At 28.1% G+C, this 21,305-nt stretch carries 21 protein-coding genes; 19 read left to right on the forward strand and 2 right to left on the reverse strand.

Going from position 1 to position 21,305, the window contains the following annotated elements; all coding sequences use genetic code 11:
* Positions 1 to 47: 47 nt before the first annotated feature.
* Entirely contained in the window at positions 48 to 1,361 is a 1,314-nt protein-coding gene (locus ACJDTP_RS21005) for an FAD-binding oxidoreductase (protein WP_406762340.1), read from the reverse strand.
* A 418-nt stretch (positions 1,362 to 1,779) separates the two neighbouring features.
* Here ACJDTP_RS21005 and ACJDTP_RS21010 point away from each other — a divergent pair, with 418 nt between their 5' ends.
* From ACJDTP_RS21010 to ACJDTP_RS21060, 11 genes are all read left to right on the forward strand, one after another.
* A complete protein-coding gene (locus ACJDTP_RS21010) occupies positions 1,780 to 2,502 on the forward strand; it encodes an MBL fold metallo-hydrolase (protein WP_406762341.1) in 723 nt (240 codons plus the stop codon).
* A gap of 172 nt (positions 2,503 to 2,674) precedes the next feature.
* Positions 2,675 to 3,586: a PhzF family isomerase gene (locus ACJDTP_RS21015; protein WP_406762342.1), complete on the forward strand. Its 912-nt coding sequence runs from the start codon at positions 2,675 to 2,677 to the stop codon at positions 3,584 to 3,586.
* Between the two features lie 227 nt (positions 3,587 to 3,813).
* Positions 3,814 to 5,031, forward strand: a complete 1,218-nt coding sequence (locus ACJDTP_RS21020) for a MerR family transcriptional regulator (protein ID WP_406762343.1) — start codon at positions 3,814 to 3,816, stop codon at positions 5,029 to 5,031.
* Between the two features lie 133 nt (positions 5,032 to 5,164).
* Entirely contained in the window at positions 5,165 to 6,424 is a 1,260-nt protein-coding gene (locus ACJDTP_RS21025; protein ID WP_406762344.1) for an MFS transporter, read from the forward strand.
* Positions 6,425 to 6,825: 401 nt separating this feature from the next.
* Positions 6,826 to 7,008, forward strand: a complete 183-nt coding sequence (locus ACJDTP_RS21030; protein ID WP_173709980.1) for a hypothetical protein — start codon at positions 6,826 to 6,828, stop codon at positions 7,006 to 7,008.
* A gap of 128 nt (positions 7,009 to 7,136) precedes the next feature.
* Entirely contained in the window at positions 7,137 to 7,736 is a 600-nt protein-coding gene (locus ACJDTP_RS21035; RefSeq protein WP_406762345.1) for a Crp/Fnr family transcriptional regulator, read from the forward strand.
* Between the two features lie 64 nt (positions 7,737 to 7,800).
* Complete coding sequence (locus ACJDTP_RS21040; protein ID WP_078116667.1) at positions 7,801 to 8,601, forward strand: SDR family oxidoreductase; 801 nt, start codon at positions 7,801 to 7,803, stop codon at positions 8,599 to 8,601.
* A gap of 122 nt (positions 8,602 to 8,723) precedes the next feature.
* Positions 8,724 to 9,230, forward strand: a complete 507-nt coding sequence (locus ACJDTP_RS21045; RefSeq protein ID WP_406762346.1) for an HTH domain-containing protein — start codon at positions 8,724 to 8,726, stop codon at positions 9,228 to 9,230.
* Positions 9,231 to 9,411: 181 nt separating this feature from the next.
* The gene (locus ACJDTP_RS21050; protein WP_078116665.1) at positions 9,412 to 9,960 is read left to right on the forward strand and encodes a flavin reductase family protein; all 549 of its coding nucleotides are present in this window, start codon (positions 9,412 to 9,414) and stop codon (positions 9,958 to 9,960) included.
* Positions 9,961 to 10,675: 715 nt separating this feature from the next.
* A complete protein-coding gene (locus ACJDTP_RS21055) occupies positions 10,676 to 12,391 on the forward strand; it encodes a methyl-accepting chemotaxis protein (RefSeq protein WP_103697788.1) in 1,716 nt (571 codons plus the stop codon).
* Between the two features lie 496 nt (positions 12,392 to 12,887).
* Positions 12,888 to 13,709 carry a methyl-accepting chemotaxis protein gene (locus tag ACJDTP_RS21060; RefSeq protein WP_406762347.1) on the forward strand — a complete coding sequence of 274 codons (822 nt, stop codon included), beginning with the start codon at positions 12,888 to 12,890 and terminating at the stop codon, positions 13,707 to 13,709.
* A 244-nt stretch (positions 13,710 to 13,953) separates the two neighbouring features.
* On the opposite strand, the gene ACJDTP_RS21065 is transcribed toward ACJDTP_RS21060, so the two are convergent.
* The gene (locus tag ACJDTP_RS21065) at positions 13,954 to 14,274 is read right to left on the reverse strand and encodes a winged helix-turn-helix transcriptional regulator (protein ID WP_077843988.1); all 321 of its coding nucleotides are present in this window, start codon (positions 14,272 to 14,274) and stop codon (positions 13,954 to 13,956) included.
* A gap of 148 nt (positions 14,275 to 14,422) precedes the next feature.
* On the opposite strand from ACJDTP_RS21065, the gene ACJDTP_RS21070 reads away from it, so the two are divergent.
* The 8 genes from ACJDTP_RS21070 to ACJDTP_RS21105 all read left to right on the forward strand — a co-directional run bounded on the left by ACJDTP_RS21070 (position 14,423) and on the right by ACJDTP_RS21105 (position 21,050).
* The gene (locus ACJDTP_RS21070; protein ID WP_406762348.1) at positions 14,423 to 14,974 is read left to right on the forward strand and encodes a flavodoxin family protein; all 552 of its coding nucleotides are present in this window, start codon (positions 14,423 to 14,425) and stop codon (positions 14,972 to 14,974) included.
* 156 nt (positions 14,975 to 15,130) lie between these two features.
* Complete coding sequence (locus tag ACJDTP_RS21075; protein WP_041898271.1) at positions 15,131 to 15,367, forward strand: helix-turn-helix transcriptional regulator; 237 nt, start codon at positions 15,131 to 15,133, stop codon at positions 15,365 to 15,367.
* A complete protein-coding gene (def, locus tag ACJDTP_RS21080) occupies positions 15,368 to 15,820 on the forward strand; it encodes a peptide deformylase (RefSeq protein WP_406762349.1) in 453 nt (150 codons plus the stop codon). It abuts the gene before it with no gap.
* Between the two features lie 459 nt (positions 15,821 to 16,279).
* Positions 16,280 to 16,909, forward strand: coding sequence for a class I SAM-dependent methyltransferase (locus tag ACJDTP_RS21085; RefSeq protein ID WP_406762350.1), 630 nt, complete (start codon positions 16,280 to 16,282; stop codon positions 16,907 to 16,909).
* Positions 16,910 to 16,933: 24 nt separating this feature from the next.
* Positions 16,934 to 17,383: a MarR family winged helix-turn-helix transcriptional regulator gene (locus ACJDTP_RS21090; protein WP_077843985.1), complete on the forward strand. Its 450-nt coding sequence runs from the start codon at positions 16,934 to 16,936 to the stop codon at positions 17,381 to 17,383.
* Positions 17,384 to 17,567: 184 nt separating this feature from the next.
* Positions 17,568 to 17,873, forward strand: a complete 306-nt coding sequence (locus ACJDTP_RS21095) for a hypothetical protein (protein ID WP_168983189.1) — start codon at positions 17,568 to 17,570, stop codon at positions 17,871 to 17,873.
* A gap of 239 nt (positions 17,874 to 18,112) precedes the next feature.
* Positions 18,113 to 19,075, forward strand: a complete 963-nt coding sequence (locus tag ACJDTP_RS21100) for a ketopantoate reductase family protein (RefSeq protein WP_406762351.1) — start codon at positions 18,113 to 18,115, stop codon at positions 19,073 to 19,075.
* Between the two features lie 97 nt (positions 19,076 to 19,172).
* On the forward strand, positions 19,173 to 21,050 hold the full coding sequence (locus tag ACJDTP_RS21105; RefSeq protein ID WP_406762352.1) for a MutS-related protein: 1,878 nt from the start codon (positions 19,173 to 19,175) through the stop codon (positions 21,048 to 21,050).
* Positions 21,051 to 21,305 lie beyond the last annotated feature (255 nt).

The raw sequence follows: 21,305 nt of genomic DNA on the forward strand, positions 1-21,305 counted from the left end.
AGAATAATCTGCTGAATTAAAATCAGCAGACTATTTTTTTTAGAGGGTTAAGGTTCTATTGATTGTGGGAATCTAAAAACATTTTCTGGGTCATAAATCTTTTTTATTATTCTAAGGGTTCCATAATTCTCACCATAGTATTCATAGCCATAATATTTAAGCTGAGCATAGGGGAAGTTCACGTAAGAGCCATTTGTTATGGTTTCCACATATTTAAAAACTTTTGATACCCAGTTTTTAAATACATTGCCATCTTCATATTCTTCCCAATCTGCTGTTATTCCAATAATATAGCTGGCATCTCTATAGTAGTAAGCTGAATAATCACTGGAGAAATCTTTTATCTTACCGCCTAAAGTATAAAGTCTGATAAAACAATCATCTCCAGGGCTACAATCTATATACTTAATTAAATTTCTGATATTTGTTTTATTTAGATGACAGTAAACAAACCTTCCAGTAGCCTTAAATCTATCAGGAGGCCCGTAAAAAGCACCAATGGCTTTAACAGCATCTATAAAAGGTACATATTCTATTAAAGAGCTATCTAGTAAACCTGGGAGCAGCAAAAACTCTTTTAAAATCTTTTCAGCTTCAGACTTAGGTCCATAGAAGAATCCATTTAAATATATGCCTTTTTTACTTAAACCAGCAAAACAGCTAATCCTTTTATCAGCAGTTCTTAGCCAGCTTTGCCATAGGTTAACAAATTTTTCCCTGGAAATATTATTCCATCTAAGCTGTATAAGAGTAATATAATTTACCTTATGAAGTCTAAAAGTATAGCTAGTTACAACTCCAAAGTTTCCTCCACCGGCTCCTCGACAGGCCCAGAATAAATCACGGTTTATATGATTATTGGCAGTTATTAGATAACCTTTCGCATTAACCAATTGCAGCTCTATAAGGTTGTCCGATACTAAGCCAAAGTTTCTACAGGATAAACCTATTCCTCCACCTAGTACCAAACCAGAAATTCCAACCGTAGGGCATGTTCCGCCATTAAAGGCATACCCTTTTTCAGAAGTTATTGAGTATATATTTCCAAGTCTTGCCCCAGCTTGAATTTTTACAGTATCATTTTTAGTATTAACTTCAATCTTGTCCATAGGAGTCGTATCTATTACTATTACGCCATTATCTGTTGAATAGCCTTCGTAATTATGCTTCCCTGTACGAATGCGAAGTCCTACATGATGTTTTCTACACCATTTAATAGCGTTGGATACATCTATTGGTGTATAACAATAAACGATAGCTAATGGAAATTTATTAATAGATAGATTATATTCAAGTCTCAAAGTTGGATACTCTTTATCTGAGGGAGTTATTACCCTTCCTGTTAATCCATTTAATCTCATTTTCTTTCTCCTTTGTTAAAATGCATTTTTCTTTATTTTATGTTGCGAGTATCATAGAAGTGATATGTAGAAACTCAAAAAATACTAGTTATTATCATTATTTTGCATAAGAAGAATGTTAATGATAATTCTATGAATATAAGAATTTGTATATGATAATGAATAAGCTTAAGATTCTAAATAAAATATAAAATTGATAATAGGCAGAGTTGAAAAGAAATTATTTTTGGAAAAATTATTTGGAAATTGAATTTTCACATTTTTTTATTGAGTATTTGGTTTACCAAAATTTTAGATGTAAGTTTATTAATGCAATATATATGTGCATAAATGATACAGAAATATTTAAGAATTAACTATAGTGTTTTTGAACATGATATTATTTTCTATAATTGAAATCTTATTAGGAGGACTTAAAATGAGTAAAATAAACGTATTAGATGTATTTTTCGATTTTTCAGGACAAAGTGATGCTATACATCCAGTTATATTGGAAGATGAGAATGAAATGATATTAATCGACTGTGGATATCCAAATTTTTTGAGTTTAATAGAAGAAGCTGCATTAGCTAAAAATATTAATATAAAAAATTTATCTAAAATAATTATTACACATCATGATTATGATCATATAGGAGCTTTAGCAGAATTTAAAAGAAAATATCCTAAAGTAAAAGTATTAGCGTCAGAAGAAGATGCTCCATATATTGGTGGAAGTAAAAAATCATTAAGATTACAACAAGCTGAAAATATATATGATTCATTATCAGAAAATGAGAAGGTAGAAGCAGATTATTTTCATAAAATGCTCCAATCTATAGAAAGTTGTAACGTTGATATAAAGTTGAAATATAGAGATTATTTCGATTACTGCGGAGGAATTGAAATAATAGCCACACCTGGGCACATGCCTGGACATATATCCATTTACCATAAAGAGAGTAAATCATTAATAACTGGAGATGCCTTAGTAGTAGAAAACGGAGAACTTGTTATTGCATTGTCTCAATATACCTTAGATATGAAAGAAGCTAAGAATTCTGTTAAAAAGTTTTTGGATTATCATATTGAAAGAATTATATGCTATCATGGTGGAATATTTGAGAATGAAATCAGTGATGCTCTTAAAAGAGTTTTTTAAGTTAGGCAATTTTTATTATTTTTTCAATCCAAACATAAATCTTACTTTTAAAATGCGCACTTGTAAGTGAATTAAAGTAAAACTATAATTAATTATATTACGGATAGGTATTAATTCCCATGGATTAAAGAAATGGTTTTAGCCTATAAATTAAAGTATATCTGGAGGTAACATGGCAAGAAAATATAATTTATATCAAGTTGATTCATTTACAAAGGAGAAATTTACAGGAAATCCAGCAGGGGTAATATCAAATGCAGATGGATTAACTGATTATGAAATGCAGAAAATTGCTAGAGAGCTTAACAATTCTGAGACAGCATTTATTTTCTCTTCAAATAGTAATAAGTATGATGTTCAAGTACGCTTTTTTACACCTACAAGCGAGGTTCCTATTTGCGGACATGCAACTATTGCAAGTCATTATGTACGTGCTATAGAAAATGAACTGGAAACTTCAAGGATTTATCATAAGACAGGAGCTGGAATTTTACCTGTTGATATAATAAAAGAAAATAATGATTACAAAATTATTATGACACAGGGAAAAATTGAATTTGGCGAAATTATTGATGGTATAAATAAAGAAGAACTTTTAAAAGCACTTAAAATCAAAGAAAGTGATTTACTTGATGATTATAAAATTCAGATAGTGTCAACAGGTCATTCTAAAGTTATGATAGGTATTAAAAGTATTGAAACCTTAAATACATTGCAGCCAGATTATAGTGCACTTTCTAAGTTAAGCGAGGTTATTAAATGTAATGGATATTATATTTTTACTACCGATTCAAAAGAAAGTGATATTTTAATACATGGAAGAATGTTTGCACCATCAATAGGTATTAATGAAGATCCTGTTACTGGTAATGCAAATGGTCCACTAGGTGCATATCTTGTTCATCACAATCTTGTTAAGCATAATAATTCCTTATTTAGATTTAAAGCTAAGCAAGGGGAGGCTATAAATAGGCCTGGTATCATCGAAGTTGAGGTAAAGATAGAAGACAATGAACCAATAGAGGCCAAAGTTTCAGGAAACGCCGTTATAATATTTAAATCAGAATTATTATTAAATGATTAAAGAAGTTTATTCTATAATAATCAAATTTTTATGGTAGATCCATTTATGCGAAAATATTATTAGTAAATCATATAAGCAGTCTATCAAAGAATCTGTAAGTTGAGAACATAGCTAAATACTCAATTCAAAGTAGGGAATGATAATTTTAAAAAAATTTAATTAATTGAATAGTATGCGGAGCAATTAAAAGAGATGTTATCGAAGTTCATTATAGATGGAGGAATTATATGAAGATTGGTAAGTTCGTTAAAGCTAACAATTTAACTATTGATACTGTGCGTCATTATATAAATATGACTTTGATAATGCCTGAAAAAAATGGAGGGCAATATGACTTTGATGATAGATGCCAAAGTGATTTGGAAGATATACTATTACTTAAAGGAATGGGATTTTCATTAAGTGAAATTAAATCAATTTTCATGTTTAAAAGATTAGCAAAGCTTGCAAGATATGAGGAAAATGAATGTTTTAAAGCATTTTTCGTAAACAAAGATAAAGAGATAGAAAATAAAATAAGAGAACTTAAATTAATGAAGCAAAAGCTTAAAATAAAACTAGATTTGCTTTCAAATGTAGAAATTAAAGATAAATCTATTATAGGCATAGATTTTAAAGCTCTTGATCTTTTGAGATGTTTTAAATGTAAAAAGGATTTAAAGCTTCGTGAAGGAAATATAGCAAATAACCAAGTTATAAATGGGAAATTGATTTGCTCTTGTGGAGAGGAATACATAATTGAAGATGGAATATTGAGAGTTTCTAATATAAAAATAGATTCTGATTTTAAGTTTGACTTTAATTACATCACAGATTATATAAATTCTACTGATACAACCTATCTTGATAATGTCTATCGTGGAATGGATTGGATTTATAAAAAGATTGATTTTCAAAATTTGCAACATAAAGTTTTGCTTGAATTAGGTTCAGGAATTGGATTTTTTCTAAGAAATGTTTATAGAAATCTACCCGATGATTCAATATACATTGCTGTTGATAATGATATAAATAAACATTTATTTTTAAAAAGTATATTGGAGAGTATAAGTTGCAAGAAAAAAATTTTATTTATTTGTTCTGATTTTGAGCAAATTCCTATAAAAGATAAATCTGCTGATATGCTTTTAGACATTTCAGGTACAAGCAATTACAGTTTTGATCATGAAGAGTTTTTATTGAATGTAGCTGATAGATATGTAAAGGATAGTTCAAATATAATAGGGACCTATATTTTATTTAAAAATTTTGCAGCAAACTGTTTAATTGAAGATAAATATCGGAAAAATTTTATTTTAAATAATATTAAAGAACAGATTTCAAAACTTGACTATAATATTTTTGAGGAAAACGTATCAAACTATATGGAAAAAGGTGGAAAATATGAAAGCTATTTTAGAGATGGAGAAAAAGTATATTCATATTTAATCTTTGGTAAAAGGTAGGGTTAACCCTATCTTTTATTTATTTTATCATTAAACTTTGTTGATTAACCTATTGATATGGTGATAACACTACTATTTAAAATTAAATTGAATTTAAAAAATAGATTATCATTAAGAGAAAGTGAGATTAACAATGTTAATAAAAGTTCTATCACTAAAAAATTTTTCGAGGAACAAAGAGTTATTAAATATAGGTTTATTTTCAATTGCAAGCTTTATATCTGTATTTGGAACATCTATATATAATTTTGCTATTAGTTTATATGTGTTAAAAATTACTGGTTCAGGTCTAAATTTTGCTATGACTTTAGTAATAGGAGCATTATCTACTGTTCTTGTAAATCCATTTGCTGGAGTGCTTGCTGATAAAATTAATAAGAAACTACTTGCAGTAATTACAGATACTTTAAATGGTATGCTATTGCTTATTCTATACATTCTAACCATTGAACATCCTTTTAGTTTATCTATGATTTATTTAAGTACATTTATATTGAATGTATTTTCTAATATATATGGGATAAGTATTGAAACTGCAAAACCAAATCTAGTATCAGAAAAAAAGCTTCTTCAAATAAATTCTATTAGTAAAATAATTGAATCCTCATCCTCTATACTTGGACCAATGATTGGTGGAATAATTTACGCTTTATTAGACATAAGGTTTTTTATAATAATCAATAGTTTTTCTTTTGGCATGTCGGCATTTCTTCAGTTATTTATGGATTTCCTATTTAATCATAGCAATGAAGAAAAGTATGAAGAAGAATTTAATATTTTTACTGATATAACTTATGGAGTAACCTATTTAAGAAGTAAAAAAGACATAGTGAATATGCTTGAAATATTTATTGCTTTAAATTTCTTTATCGGTCTTTCAATAAATGTACCAATGCCCTATATAGTAAATAATATTTTAAAATTGAGTTCTAATTTGTTTGGGATAATACAAGCTTTTTTCTCAATAGGAATGATTGTTGGAGCGCTTACAATAAGAAAAGCTCTGAATAAATTCTCACATCAGAAAATCGTAAAAGTAATGATTAATATATTATCAATTTGCATGATAGCAATAGGCGTCTCCGTTATAATTCAGTATAAAATCTGTGATAATAATAACCTTTATGTAATATGTTTTTGCTTAATAATGTTATTAGCAGGCATATCCATATCAGTAATTGATATAGCTATATTTTATGAATTTCAACAAACTATTCCAGATGTCATTAGGGGAAGAGTACTGAGTATAGGAATCACCATAGCAAAAATAACTTTACCTATTGCACTAATTATAGCTGGCACCTTGATAAATCGTATACCAGCATATATTTTGCCTATAATAAGCGGTGTAGGACTTTGGATTTTTACTATGCTATATGTTAGAAATGACTAATTTTATGTGAGAAGAAAATGATTATTAAATTTATCCGAGATTATGATGAGGATAAATGGAGATTGGCAGCAATAACGATAATTATATTATTATATTAACGATTAAATTTAGATTATTCATACAGCTATATAAATATGTAAATTTCACCGAGAAAGCTATAAAGACATGCTTTAGAAATTGAATAATAGAGTTTTATAAAGTATGCTATAATTAAGTTACATAAAGTGGTTTATTAGTTAATTATAGTATTAACATATGCAAATAAATAATGTAATTATATAGGGAGGGAATCCTAAAATGTATATCGGGTGTAACTGGTCAAAAGCACTAAAATTTCTTATAGAGAAGAACTCGATAAGAATAGACTATATTAAATCATTTGGATATGGAAATTTTAAGTAATGGATACACATCAGGCTATGGAAGAAGAGGACTACGAATTGTTAGAGTGGGTTCTTAATCGTACAAATCCGAAAATAGTTACATTAGAGTTTAATGAAGTAGAAACAGAGGATTATGACAAAGTAATTGATTCATTAGAAAAGCAATTAACTCGAATATATGACATATGCAGTACTAGATAAGTAAAATTAATAAATAAGAATAAATTTGCAATATTTTTAGTGGATTGTGATTGGATAATACTAAAGAAGAATAAAAGTATAAGAGTTGTAAGAATAATTATTTCAAACCAAAGGAATGAGGGCTTTAAATGAGTAAAAATGTATATGATGATTTATGGATAAATATTTTGAAAAATAATGAGATTTTCCTTAGTGAAAAAAACATAACATTATTAAAGAATATTTTTAAGCCAAAGCTATTAAGAAAAGATACGTTCTTTTTACAGGAAGGTGAGAAGTCTACTGAAATAGGAGTTGTTGTTAAGGGAGTTTTTCGTTCTTACTATATTGACAAAGCAGGCAAAGATACAACAAAATATTTTTACAAAGAGGGTGGGGTACTATTCTCATATGTAGCACATCTATCTCAAAAAGAATCTATGTATTATATACAAGCATTAGAAGATAGCGAAATTATTGTAGCCCAAATTTCTGATTTTGAAAAAATAGTTGAGGGAAATTATGAACTACTTTTATTTTACAAAAAGATGATTGATAGTGTTCTTATTATGAAAGAAGAACATGCAATTAGTTTTAAAGCATTAGATAGCATTGAACGTTATAAGCAGTTCCTTAATGCATATCCTGGATTAGAAAAGCGTATTAAACAATATCATATTGCTTCTTATTTAGGAATGACCCCTGTGTCACTTAGTAGATTAAGAAAAAATTTTAATATTAACAAATGATAATGCAACTAACCTCCATGTGATTTATGATGTACATAGATTTTATTAATGGGGGTTAATTTATATGAAAAATGAGACAGTTGTTTTAATTACAGGATGCTCAACGGGGATAGGACGAGAACTTTGCAAGATATTATCTGAGAGAGGATATATAGTTGTGGCAACAGCTAGAAAGGTAGAAGCTTTAAAAGATTTAACTGTATCATTAAAGCTACAACTAGATGTTACCCAAAAAGAATCTATTTCAGTTGCGATGGAGGAAGTGATAGCACGATTTAAGAAAATTGATATTCTTGTAAATAATGCGGGATACTCAACTAGAGGTGCTTTAGAAGAAATCAATATAAATAGTGTAAAAAGCATGCTTGATGTGAATGTATTTGGAATAATTAATATGATTCAGGCAGTTGTTCCGGAAATGCGTAAGAAACAATTTGGCAAAATTATAAATATTGGCTCAATTTCGGGGAAATTTGTTCAACCTATTAATGGTGCATATTGTGCATCTAAATATGCAGTTGAAGCAATAAGTGATACGTTGCGTTTAGAACTGCACAACTATAATATTCAAGCAACTGTAATAGAACCTGGACCAATAAAAACAAATTTTTTTAAAACTATGGTTAATAATTCAAATAATCTTATGACTAGTCAAGATTCTTATTATTCAACTTTTTATGAAGCAGATGCTAAATATAGAAATAATCAAAATTTAACTGATCCTAAAGAAGCAGCAAAAGTTATTGCTAATATAATTTCGAAAAGTAGGATTAAACCTCGTTATAAGGTTGCTGTTCCGATGTCATATAATATAGCGATACACTTTCCTGACTTTGTAAGAGAATACTTTATGAAAAGGCGTTAGATTGATGAATAATTATATTATCGTAAGATTGATTAGTATTAATTGAGAGTGTTGAATAACTAATTTTCACAAATGTTTGTTAAAAAAATATAAAAATATATTACAGAATTAGGTGATAAGATATGGAATTAATAAATGGAAATTCTAATCAGATTGATAAAACAAGAGAAAGCATAAAAAAATTGATTGAAGATTATAAAATTGAACTTGAAACTTTGAGTAGAATGATAAATGTTGATTATAATTGGCTAAAAGATTATATGGATGGAAAAAGAAATTTGAATGAGTTTTATGCTAATGCAATGGATTCTATTAAAAACAATAGAGAGTTGGTGTGGAATCCAAAGTGTCCTGAGCCTTCATCATTATCAAATAAGATTTATATTCTGTCTGAAGGGATACGTAGTATAAATGAAGATGACAGAGTCAAAGGAATAATAGATGTATTGATAATTGACGTTGGAATTAGATACGATACTTTAGCTATGTATGCAGGTATCAGCTTAAAAGATGTTAAGAATTTTATGAAGGATACTAATTCTATTACATATGAAAATAAATATAAGTTAGCGGTAGCAAGCTTGTCTTTACACTTTTTGATTAATGGCAAGAAATCAGCTTTAGGCTAATTTATTAATAAAATTATTACCGTATTTATTAACAAATTTTAAAACAAAAAAGTATCCTAAGTTAGGGGAATACTTAATCTATATGATAACTCATAAGAAAGAAAAAGTCTATATTTTTATTATCTTATACTATATAATTTTCGTTGTTGCAACAAAATTATAATTAGATAGGAGAATGAATATGACAAAGAAAAAGATAGCTAATATTCCATTTGGACCATTTATCAGTGTTTTAGCAGGAGCTACTGTTAATGGAAAACCTAATTATGCTACAATTGGAGCATATGGAGTTGTAAGTCAAAAAAATGTACTTTATATATCGTTGAAAAACTCACATTATACAACATCTGGAGTTTTAGAAAATGGATTTTTTACTGTAAATATTCCTAAATCCGATGACGTTGAAAAAACTGATTATTGTGGAACTGTTTCTGGAAGCAAAGTAGATAAATCAAATGTTTTTGAATCCTTCTATGATGAAGCAGGAAATGCACCAATGATAAAGGAATGTTCAATAAATTATTTGTGTAAAGTGATACAAACCATTCCTATATTTGATTTTACAATGTTTCTTGGTGAGATTGTGGCAACATATGCAGAGGAAGATTGTTTGGAAAATGGGAGACCAAATGCCCTGAAAGTTAAACCAATAATATTAATGGATACAGGTTATTTTGATTTAAATAGTAGAGTAGGGTCGATATTTAAATCATGTCAGGGTAATAGGTAATCATATTTATGTGAAATTTTAAAGTAATATAAGACAAAAAATAGCTAATATGAAAGTAATTATAATAAATAGTTGAGTGGTGAATATTTGATTGTTAGTTAATTTTATATTTTTTAAGACATACTTATATGAGCAAACTTAAACCTAATTTAGACTTGGTTTAGGTTTGATTTTCAGTAATAAAAGTATGGCATTTTTTTCATATGATTATGTATTAATTTAATAGTTATTTGAAATACAGCAAAGAGTAACAAACATATTGAGAATATGAATGTTACTCTTTGCTTTATATATTTGGGGAAATATATATGAAAAAAAGTTTTTATTAAGTTTATGATTTTATTATAGTTATTTATTATGTCAGAATAATGGCAAATGTGAAGTACAATGCGTAGGTTTACCGTAGTAAATAAAAAATGTGTTATTTGAAAATCAAATAGTATGGTATTTACTTTTTATGTTTGTTATAAATGATTGAGAATAGCAAAAATATAGGATGCACTTTAAACTGATAAGTTATAATTTTAAATTTTATTATATTCTTACTTGTACTTTCTTAAAAAAAGTACTAATTAATAGGTGATAAAATGATTATAATTGTTTGATAACGTTTTGATTAGTTGTATAATGACGAAAAAATGGTAAAAAAGATGGAGGAAAATATAAATATATTATATAATAAGGAATGATAGATGAAAAAATGGAGGAGATTGGAATGAGAAAATGGTTTAATAATCTTAAAACAAGGCAGAAGCTTATTTCCTGTTTTGTATTGATTGCATTATTTATTGGTGTTGTTGGGGCTATTGGGATAGTGAATCTTAGCAAAATTAATTCTAATGCAATGAGTATGCATGATAATGATTTAAAAACTATAAAGAATTTAACAGACATTGAGAAGAACACTGCAGGCATACGTGCTGATTTGCTAAAGCTTGTATATCAGCGTAAGGAAGAACAGAAAGATTCAATTCTTAAAGAGATAGACACTTTAAATGGTTCTAATACGAAATTAATAGAAGAATACGAAAAATCATTTACATCAAAGGAAGAGAAAGAAATTTTCTCAAAATTTGAAAAGGATTTTGAAGCATATAAGGTAGCTCGTGATGTTGTGATTAAATTTGCAATGGAAAAAAATTATGAAGAAGCTGATGCAAAATTTAATGCTGTAACAGAAGCTAGAAAACAAGCATTTGCTAGTTTGGATAAGTTAATAGATATAAATCTAAGAGAAGCTGACGATGCTTATAATGAAAATAATGCTACTTTTAAAGTTTCATTATATACGATAAACATAATAACAGTCCTTGGGCTTCTTCTTGCTATCATATTTGGATGGCTAATCTCTGGAATAATTTCGAATCAATTAAAAAAAGTAGTAGTATTTGCAGAAGCAATTGGTGAGGGAGATTTAACAAATAAAATACATATAGATAGTAGAGATGAAATTGGAATGCTAGCAAAATCCCTGAATTTAGCTGGAGATAAAATTAGGATGTTAATTTCTGAAATAATAAATAGTTCTAGTGATTTGAGTGCTACAAGTGAAGAATTATCTGCTACAACTGAGGAAATTTCATCTAAGATGGAAATAGTCACAGAATCTATAAATCAAATAGCAAGAGGAAACCAGGATTTGAGTGCAACTACTGAAGAAGTATCTGCATCTGCAGAAGAAATTGGGTCTACAACAATGAAACTTGCAGAAAGCGCAGATGGTGCTAAAGAGTCCTCAAAAGAAATAACGAGCAGAGCTAAAAGTATTAAAAATAAAGCAGAAAATGAAATAAGCGTAAGCAACTCGATATACGAAAAACAACAGACAAATATAACTAAGGCTATTGAAGAAGGAAAAGTTGTTGAAGATGTAAAGGTTATGGCTGATTCAATTGCAAGCATAGCTGAACAGACAAACCTTCTTGCATTAAATGCAGCTATAGAAGCTGCAAGAGCTGGTGAGCAGGGCAAAGGATTTGCAGTAGTTGCAGATGAAGTAAGAAAACTTGCTGAACAGTCAACTCAAGCAGTTGGAAACATTCAGAATATGGTAGTTCAAGTGCAGAGCGCATTTGATAATCTTACACAAAGCGGGCATGATATGCTAGAATTTATGCTAAGTAATGTTAAACCAAGTTATATGCTGCTTTCTGAAACTGGATTACAGTATGAAAAAGATTCAGAGTATATTAATGAAATGGCTTCAGGAATAGCTTCTGCAGCAAAACAGATGTCAGAAACCATAGAGCAGGTGAATATAGTTATTCAGAATGTATCAGCTACTGCTGAGGAGTCCGCTGCAAGCTCTGAAGAAATATTAGCTAGTATAGATGAAACAAATACCGGTATTCAAGAGGTTAACAAAGCAGCACAAGGTCAAGCAGAATTAGCTGAAAAACTTAACCTTATAGTTCAAAAATTTAAAATTTAAGAAAATGCTTTTGTGATTTTTATATGCAAAATACTACGAAATTCTAAAATAGAACTAAATCCCTAAAAGCTATGTCTTAGTTTTACAATTAAACAAAAGTTTATATGAAAAAAATAAGAAGTGAGGTTCTTTCTCAAAGAGCTTCACTTCTAACATTTTACATACCTTTTAATGGAGTGATATCAATAGTAATCTGAAGTTTTTTTATATTAGAACTTTAAAAGGTTTTGGAATGATTTGAGAATTCTAAGACTTCGGTATGATAAACATTTACTCATAATAAAGAAAATCTATAATTACTCAAATAATAAGTACAGTATGGATTTAAAGGAGAAAGCTAAAAAAATCTCTTTTCAAAAGAATTATTAATTTCAAATTAAATAATACTAAAAAATAAAATGATATATTTTCAAAATCAACGCAAAAAAACAAGGAATATAGAAAGATTTATCGAATATATATCTATAATAGATTGGATTTATTGGAGGATGTATATATGGAAAATAGACTTGAGGCATTTTTAGAGGTTATTCCTGAATTAAAAGAAATATTACAAGATGATATAGCAGTTGCAGTAGCAGATACTAAGAAATTTATATATTATCGTGATGGTGATTCTATTAACTTGCCTATTAAAGTTGGACAAGAATTAACTCCTGAGGAACCTTTATATAAAAGTATAAAAGAAGGTAAGGTACACAGTGTGATAGTGCCCAAAGAAATATTTGGAGTATCATTTAAGGGAATTTCATATCCAATTAAGGATTCAAGTGGAAATGTTATTGGTGGAGTTGGAATTGGGAGAAGTTTAAATAAACAGTTTAAAGTAGAAGAAGTAGCAGAGAACATTTTTAGCTCACTGCAACAGACAAGTGCAAGTATTGAGGAAGTGGCTACTGATTCTCAAAGACTTTCATTTTCAATGAATAATATTGTAAATGCAACACAAAAAACGGAAGAAAAAATAAAGGAAACGGATACTATATTAAATCTTATTACCAGTGTTTCTTCTCAATCTAATCTTCTAGCTTTAAATGCAGCTATTGAGGCTGCAAGGGCAGGTGAGGCAGGAAGAGGTTTTTCGGTTGTTGCAGGTGAGATGAGAAAACTTTCGCAGATGAGCAGTGAATCGTCAAAAAAAGTATCACAATTGCTTCTTGAAATGAGAAATTCTATTGATGAAGTTATTAAGGAGATTAGCAATACAAACATGATAGCGGAATCACAAGCAGCAGCTACTGAAGAGATAACGGCTACTTTAGAAGAGATTACCTCAAACTCCAAAGAACTGGTAGATATGTCAAAGGTAGCACTGTAAAGATGATTATAGAATTTATTTCAGATACATATAATTTTAATAATTATCTTATTAGATTATTTAGTAACCTTCATAAAATTTATTAGGAAAATTTAATAGGATCATGGTATAAAATAAGCAGAAAATCGCATTGTTCAAAAAAATATGAATATGCGATTTTTTTCTGCGAAACTTTAAAAAAGCATGTAGCTATGAATTAGTATAAGTATATTATTCATGGTTGAAGAAAACTTTTGATTATTAATTATACAGATGTTTCTTTATATTTATGAACTTCTTCGCCCCATTCTCCAAGATATTGTAAAGCAACTATGAGTTTTTGACTAAGTTCTGATAATTCATATTCTACTCTTGGTGGAATTTCATTGTATTGATGGCGAATAATCAGAGCATCTTCTTCAAGTTCTTTTAAGTTTTTTGAGAGCATAAGACTGGATATGCCATCAACTTTTCGCTGTAGTTCATTAAAGCGAACAATTCCATTTTGAGATATAACCCAAATGATTAATAATTTCCATTTTCCATTTATAATTTTTAAAGCATATTCAATAGAACAATTTTCCATAAAAGCAACCTCCATTACTTATATAAATATTAGTAGCTAAACATTTTTTGCGTACTTGTTGATTTATATGTTACTTAATATAATAAAGTCAGTCAATAGATAATTGATTGAATTTAGAGAATTTTATATTTAAAAGGAGAGATAAGATATGTCAAAGGTAGTTATTTTTAAAGGCAGTCCAAGAAAGAATGGATATACTGCAAAATTATTAGAACAAGTTGCAAAAGGAGCTAAGTCTAAAGGTGCTGAGGTTATTGAATTTGATTTAAATGATTCTGGAATCCGTGGATGTCAAGGATGTATGTATTGTCGTACTCATGATGGTTGTGCAGTTAATGATTATTTGAAGCCAATGTATGATGCAATTAAGGAAGCAGATGCTATCGTATTTGGTTCTCCAATATATTATTATACAATTACAGGACAAGCAAAAGTTTGGTTTGATCGTACATTCCCAATGATTGGAAATGATTATAAGGCAAAATATCCAGGTAAAAAGTTAATAACAATATTTACTCAAGGGAATCCTGATCCTAAGATAGGCGCAGAAGGCGTTAAATTTGCGAATAATATGTTAGAAGAATTAGGCTGGAAGTTAGAGGATAGCATTCATTACTGTGGAACTAGTCATAATCCTGATTTAGCAATGTTTGATGAGTTATCTTTAAGAGCATTTAAGGATGGAGAAAATTTAGCTTAATAAATTTATAGTGCAATGCCACTTGGACAGTATAATGAATAATACTGAATTTGAAAAGTTGGAACTAAAGACACACATCATGTAATGTTAACTTGACATTAAATTTAAAGTGGAATATACTTTTATGTAAGGTAGACATGACAGGAGTGGTTGTTAATGAAAAATAAACTAAAAGAATTTCGTGAAGCTATTGGATTAACTCAGGAACAATTGGGAGCTCTTGTAGGAGTATCAAGACAAGCAATAAACTCTATTGAAACAGAAAAATATGAGCCATCTATATGGCTAGCTTATGATATTTCTCAAATATTTCATTGTGCAATAGAGGAAGTGTTTCTTTTTGAACAAAGTGAAAGAAAATCAAGAGCACAATTAAGTAGAGGTGTAGTTTAAATGGCATTAAGGGAAATTAGATTATTTGGTGATGAAGTTTTAAGAAAGAAAAGTAAAGAAGTTGAAGTGGTAGACGAAAAGATCAGGAAAATTCTAGATGATATGGCGGAAACCATGTATAATACAGAAAATGGAGGGGGCTTAGCGGCGCCGCAGATAGGAATACTTAAAAGATTAGTTGTAATAGATATGGGACAAGGTCTAATAAAATTAGTCAATCCAAAGATTATTAAACAAGAAGGAAGTCAAGAAGTTATAGAAGGATGTTTAAGTAATCCACATGTATTTGGAAGATTATTAAGACCAGAAAAAGTGACAGTTCAAGCATTAGATGAAAATGGTAAAGAAATAATACTAACAGGCACAGGAGATTTAGCAAAATGTTTTTGTCATGAAATTGACCATTTAGAAGGTATTCTTTTTACTGATTTTGTTACTGAATATTTAAAATAGTATATTAAGCTTTTTGTTACCGTATTATTTAATATATCGTGCATTGTTAAATAAAAATGAAAATGTTAACTAATAATTTAATACAGCATTTATATAATTAAAAAATCACTAGGCAATGTCTAGTGATTTTTTGATGCCTAAATATAAGGAAAATCATTGATTTAGTAATATGTAGCAAAAGTAGTGAAATTCAACTAAAGAATTAATAATATTCTTGTATTTATATATGTTACAAAAATAATTTTTTATCATAATTCTAAAAATATTGCAAGGATTTTGGCCGTAATTTAGAATTGTGGAATATGTAATGTTAATCATGATACAAATTAATATATTTTGCATTTACAGGAAAATATATAAAAAATGGTTGTATTTTACTTTTGGCAGTAGTAGTATCTAAGTATAGTTCGCATATGGAACTATACTAAAATAGAACTATTATTATGGGGAGTGATTTATGTGGAAGGTAATAATAAAAACATGTTTAAGGAAAATTCGAGAATAAACTTTAATAGGACAGCTGAAGTTTATGCTGAAAGTAGTGATGGCAAGTTTGTAGCTCCAATGTATGATGAGATTGTTAGTAGGGTAATAAGCGCAAATCCTAAAAAAATATTAGATGTTGGATGTGGGACAGGTAATGTATTAATAAAACTTAGCGCCAACTATAAGTTTGGTTTATATGGAGTAGATATCTCAGAAAATATGATTGAGATAGCTAAGAAAAATCTTGGGGATAAAGCTGAACTAAAAGTTGGTGATTCGGAGTATATTCCTTGGGAAGATAATTCTTTTGATGTAATTGTATGTAATGCATCCTTTCATCATTATCCAAGCCCAGAAAAAGTTTTATTAGAGATGAAAAGAGTACTAAAGAATTCTGGATTATTAATTATAGGAGATCCAACAGCACCAGCAATTTGTAGACAATTTATAAATTTATATTGTAAGATATCTAATAATGGTGATTATAAACTATATTCTGAAAAAGAAATTAAGGCACTTTTAGTAAAATGCGGATTTGAGTCATTTGATTTTAAAAAGATTAATTATAAGAGTTTTTCAATTAGCGCTAAGATAAGAAAATAATCATTAATAGATTGGAGTGACAATATGGATAAAGAATGTAAAAAGCAAATAGATGAATTTAATATATTATGGCATCGTATGTTATTTGAATCAAGCTATAAAGATATTGAAGCTAAATATACTAGAATAAAAGGACTTAGTGATAACGAAATATCCATAATTAGAATTATTTCTGAGAAAGAAGAAGTTATTATTAGAGATATTTTAGAAATATTGAATATTCCTAAAAGTACATTGACTAACATGATCGATAGACTAGAAAAGCGTAATCTTATAAGTAGATCTATTAGTAAAAGAGATAGAAGATCTTATAAATTAGAGCTTACGGAAGAAGGGAAAAAAGCGCAAGAGGAGCATATAAAATTTGAAGAAGAGGTTTATGGAAAAATAATGATTTCTTTAGATACTTATGAAGAAAGAGAAAATTTATTAAATATTATGAGAAAGATTGTTTATAATATTTCTAATAGATAGTGAAGTTAATAAAATATTATAACTAAGTAATATTCAGATTTTATGGAGTAATTAGTAAAAATAGATTAAGGAAAATTTAATGATTGGTATTTACAATTTGTGCTATAATTGAGTCATACTAGTAAATTATTACGTGAAAATAATAATCTAGAATATGTTTTTAAAGGCAATGAGGTGACTATTAATGAAGAAGGAAAAAATAAAGATAGATGAGCAGGCAAAAATCTTATTAAAAGAGTTTAAAGAAATATATGAACCTAAAAATAAAATTATTGATGAAATTATATTAAATGGAGAAAATGAATTGAGCAAAAATCAAATTCCTCAGGTTGTTTTAAAACATGTAGTCAGTGGGATCTGCCGAGTGATTTTTCTTGAAAGAACTACTGTTGGAGATAAAGCTGGCGAAATAATAAAAAAGATGGATAAACTTTCGAGGTCAAATGGTTATTTACTTTTTGTGAATCCATTTACCATTTCACAATTATAGCCTAAAAACAATATTACAAAAAAAGAGTATGATTTAATAAATTCTAAAATCGCATTATTCAAGAAAATTGAATTTGCGATTTTTTTTGTATAGTAAATTATAGATTTATTGAACGCTTACTATGTAACTCCATAAGATTTATGGAATTAAAATAATGATTTTTGAAAACATAAAAGGATAGTATTTACAAAATATGTTACAATTAACTGGAATATAAATGGAGATTTAGAGGTGTAAAAATGAAAGTTTTAATAATAGGGCTTGGAGTAATTGGAACAACTTATGGATATGTTTTTCAAAAAGAGGGGCACAAAGTAGAGCATTTAACAAGAGACAGCAAAAAAGCATTTGTAGCTGAAAATATAAATGTTAAGTTATTAGATGGAAGATTTAACAATAAAGGCGAAGAAAAAAATGATAATTATAAGATCCATATTGCAAATAAAAACAGTTCTTATGATTTCATATTAGTGAGTGTTCCAGCTGGAAAAATCGAAGGCGTAATAAAAACATTAAAAGAGAATGGCATTAATGGTACTTTGATAATTTTCAACGGAATATGGGAAGATAAAAATTATATTGAAAATTTATTTAAAGGATGGAAGTTCATACTTGGTTATCCAGTAGCAGGTGGAAATATAAGTGATCATGAACTAAATTGCTGTATATTTGATCATATTATGCTTGAAAGCAAAGAAAAAACAAATATTAAAAATTATGATAAGTTATTGGAATTGTTATCTGATTGCCATATTAAAGCTGAAATACCTTTTGATATGCTAGAGTGGATTTGGATTCACATGGCGATAAATGCAGCAGTTATAACAAACGCTGGAGAATATGGCGATATAAAAAATACAACTGAGGCAGCAGAAAAACTGATGGATTCCTCTAAAATTTTATCAGAAACAATATTAACTATAAGGGAAACTGTAAAAATAATTTCATCTAGAAATGTAAATCTAAAAAATTATAATAATGAATTATTTGCCTATAAAATGCCTTCAAAATTAGCAGGAATAGTTATGAAAAGAATGTTTAAAAATAATCAGCTGACTCGTAGAATTATGACGCTTCATAATAATATAAATGATTTATTATATGTATGTAAAAATGTATATGACTGCGGTAAAAATAATCAAATAGATGCGCCGATATTTTATAGAAAATACAATTTACTGGAAGAGAAGATAAATTGCTAAATTCCATACCCAATCAATTCAATATAAAGAAGCGTATCAAAATTATTAAAGAAGAATAGTCATTAAAAGGTGTTTAATCCTAAGAGGGGGAGTAGGAGTGATATCACAAAAAGAAAAATATGAAAAAAGAAAATCTCGCTATTTTCTATTACTCAAAAGGCAGCAAAAGAATCTTAATAATATAAGTATATTACGATTTTGTATGTTTTTACTTGGATTTGCAATTTTAATAATATCATATATAAAGAACAACTGTTACTTATTTTATTTTGGAATTTTAATAACAGTTCTTTTATTTTGTTATTTAGGTGCTTTGTATCAAGTAATTAAAAATAAGAAGTTGTATATTAATGCATTATATGACGTAAATGATACATCTATAAAAAGATTAACTGGGGAGTGGAAATACTTTGAGGATGATGGTGAAGATTTTATAGATAAAAACCATAATTATTCATACGATCTTGATATTTTTGGTAAAGGATCATTATTCCAATGGATGAATGCATCACATACTTACATTGGAAGACAAAAACTTAAAGAAATCTTAACAGAAAAACCTAAAAATGATCAAAATATATACAATAGGCAATCAGCTGTCAAAGAACTGGCCCCAAAAATAAATTTTAGGCAAAGGCTTGAGGTAGAGGGAGAAATAATTTCAAACAATAAACAAAATCCAGATGAACTTTTTTTATGGATGAAAGAAAGAAGTAACTTTGTAATAAAAAAAGAAGCGATTTGGGGATTAAGAATTCTTTCAATAATAACTACAATAACTACCTTAATATTGATACTTAAAATAATGGATTTTTTACTAACGTTTCTGTTAGATATTCATATATTTGTGCCCAAAATATTTAATTTAGTTCCATTTTACATTCCTACTTTTTTGATTTTTATTCAATGTATCATTTTAATGATAAAAAAAGATGATAGAAGAAAAAATTTAATTATTGCTGAGAAATACAAAAATAGCATAGTAACATATAAAAATATGATTAAGTATGTAGAAGGGCATAAATTTAATTCAAAGTATATTATGAATTTATGTGAAAAACTTTATAATACTGATGGAGAAAGTGCATCTAAGCAAATTGACTCATTTTCTAAAATCTGCGAATTAATAGCTAATAGACGTAATATTATATATCTTATTTTAAATCCAATTCTTATGATAGAATATCATCTGTCTATTTCACTTGAATTGTGGAGGATAAAATCAGGAGATGATTTTAAAAAGTGGCTAGATACAATTGGAGAGTTAGAAGCGCTAAGTAGTATTGCTTGCGTTAAATATGATAATCCCTATTGGAGCATGCCCAAAATTATAAATGGATCATCAAAGATTTTAGCTAAAAATATTGGTCATCCTCTTTTAGGAGATAAACGTGTATGCAATAACTTAAATGTAGAAGATCCATATCAGGTTATACTTATAACAGGCTCTAATATGTCTGGTAAAAGTACTTTTATGAGAACTATTGGTATTAACATTGTATTGGCATACGCTGGTGCTCCTGTATGTGCAGATGAATTTTATTGTAATATTATGGATTTATACACCTGCATGAAGATAAGCGATAATCTAGGACAAAGTATATCTTCATTTTATGCTGAAATATTAAAAATTAAGAAAATTGTTGAAGCTTCAAAAGAAGGCAAGCAAGTTTTATTTTTATTGGATGAAATTTTTAAAGGAACTAATTCAAAAGATAGGCTTGCTGGAGCGGCAATCTTAATAAAACAATTATGCAGAACTGGAAATTTAGGATTTGTATCTACTCATGATTTAGAATTAGGAAAAATGGAGAATCATAAGAATTCAAAGATTAAAAACTATCATTTTTCTGAATATTATACAGATAATGAAATTCACTTTGATTATAAGCTGAAGGCAGGAATCTCACCTACAAGAAATGCTATATACTTGATGAAATTGGCAGGCATTGATATAGAATCAGAGAAAAAATGAAGGTATATAATTGTTATTAGAATGATGTTCAAGTATATATATAATAATAGATCTGTCGTTAAAAATTAATATAGAACTTAGGTATGTCTTTTTAGAGTTTTCATATTTAAATACAGTAACCTCTGTGGGCTGTTTTTTATTTGGTTTATTTTCTTGTCTTATATTGCTTAATGCTTCCCATTTTCAAGTACCTACAATTTTATAAAGAATGAATTAAGTTATTTGAAAATTAATGCTCCGATGTAATGAAAATCT

The organism is Candidatus Clostridium helianthi, assembly GCF_045310795.1.
In the GTDB taxonomy this organism is placed as follows: Bacteria; Bacillota; Clostridia; order Clostridiales; family Clostridiaceae; genus Clostridium; species Clostridium helianthi.